The organism is Micromonospora sp. NPDC049366, from assembly GCF_044466625.1.
In the GTDB taxonomy this organism is placed as follows: domain Bacteria; phylum Actinomycetota; class Actinomycetes; order Mycobacteriales; family Micromonosporaceae; genus Micromonospora.
Genome location: NZ_JBITMV010000058.1, coordinates 1 through 1464, shown reverse-complemented (window position 1 = coordinate 1464; position 1464 = coordinate 1). Strand labels below are relative to the sequence as shown.

The 1464-nt window shown below is 69.5% G+C and carries 1 protein-coding gene; it reads right to left on the bottom strand.

Annotated elements, in window-relative coordinates:
• Positions 1 to 23: 23 nt before the first annotated feature.
• A complete protein-coding gene (locus ACIBTV_RS31415; RefSeq protein WP_396710817.1) occupies positions 24 to 1223 on the bottom strand; it encodes an IS110 family transposase in 1200 nt (399 codons plus the stop codon).
• Positions 1224 to 1464: the final 241 nt, after the last annotated feature.

Genomic DNA, 1464 nt, shown 5'->3' with positions numbered 1-1464 from the left:
GGGGGGTGTCCCTATGGGTTTCGTCAAGCGGGGACGGGGCTGGTGGGGCGGGGTTGGTAGGGGATCTTGTCGCGGAGCATGGCGAACAGGACGTCGCAGCGGCGTCGGGCGAGGCAGATGAGGGCGGCGTTGTGGCGTTTGCCTTCGGCGCGTTTGCGGTCGTAGTAGGCCCTGCTGGTGGGGTCGGTCAGGGCGGCGAACGCGGCGAGGAAGAACGCGCGTTTGAGGTTTTTGTTGCCGCCGCGGGGTGGGTGTTCGCCGCGGATGCTGCTGCCGGATCGTCGGGTGACGGGGGCCAGTCCGGCGTAGGCGGCGAGGTGGCCGGGGGTGGGGAAGGCGGTGCCGTCGCCGACTTCGAGCAGGATCCGGGCGGCGGTCCTGACGCCGATGCCGGGCATCGAGGTCAGGACCGAGGCAAGAGGGTGCGCATCAAGCATCCCCTCGACCTCGCCGGCGACCTGGTCACGCTGGCGCAGGACGTCGCGGAGGCTGTCGGCCAGGCGAGGCAGGATCGTCTCCGCAGCCTGGGTGCCCGGAACGGTCACGGTCTGCTCGTCGAGAGCGGTCATGATCTGCTCGATCAGCCGTTCACCCATGCGCGGGGCGTGAACCCCGGCGATAGACAGCAGTTTGCGGCGGCCGGCCTTGCGCAGACCAGCCGGGCCACCGCAGCGTGACAGCAGCTCCAGCACGGCCTTGTGGTGCACTTTCGGACCGAGAACCCGTTCCAGGGCGGGATGGATCTGAGTGAGCAACCCACGGATCCGGTTCGAGATGCGGGTGGCCTCCCCAGCGAGGTCGTCATCGAAGCCGACTAGGACCTCCAGCTCCGCGAGGGCTTCGTCACCGACGTCGACTCGCCGCAGCGTGTGCGGCAGGGTTCGGGCGGCATCAGCGATGACGTAGGCATCCCGGGCGTCGGTCTTCGCCGTGCCGGGGTGCAGGTCAGCAATGCGCCGCATGGCCAGGCCGGGCAGGTAAGCCACCTGATGCCCGGCTGCCCGGGCCACCGCGACCGGCAGGGCGCCGATCGAGGCCGGCTGGTCGACCACCACCAGCACCCGCCCATGGCGGGCCAGTTTGTCGAACAACTGCCGCAGCCGGGCCTCGGTGTTCGGCAACGCCGCGTCATGCAGCCGCTTGCCGTCCGGAGACAACCCGACCGCGTGGTGATCACCCTTGCCGACGTCCAAGCCCAGGAAGACGCCATATCCGTCGCGCACCGCACCCGCCTCCACGCATCGATCCCGTGGCCTCGGCCGCTGTCAGGGCGTCGGACTGCCGGCAGCCACGTTACGAAGAGACCTACCCCAACACGGGTGGCCGTGTCCCTATCAGCGGTCCACCGACGCCACCCGACCCGGCGACAACACCCCCCGGATCATCCGAACGACAGGGGCAGGAAGTCATACCAGGCCGGGCGACCGAGGGTCCCCGGCTGGGGACGATCAAAAAGGTAACGGG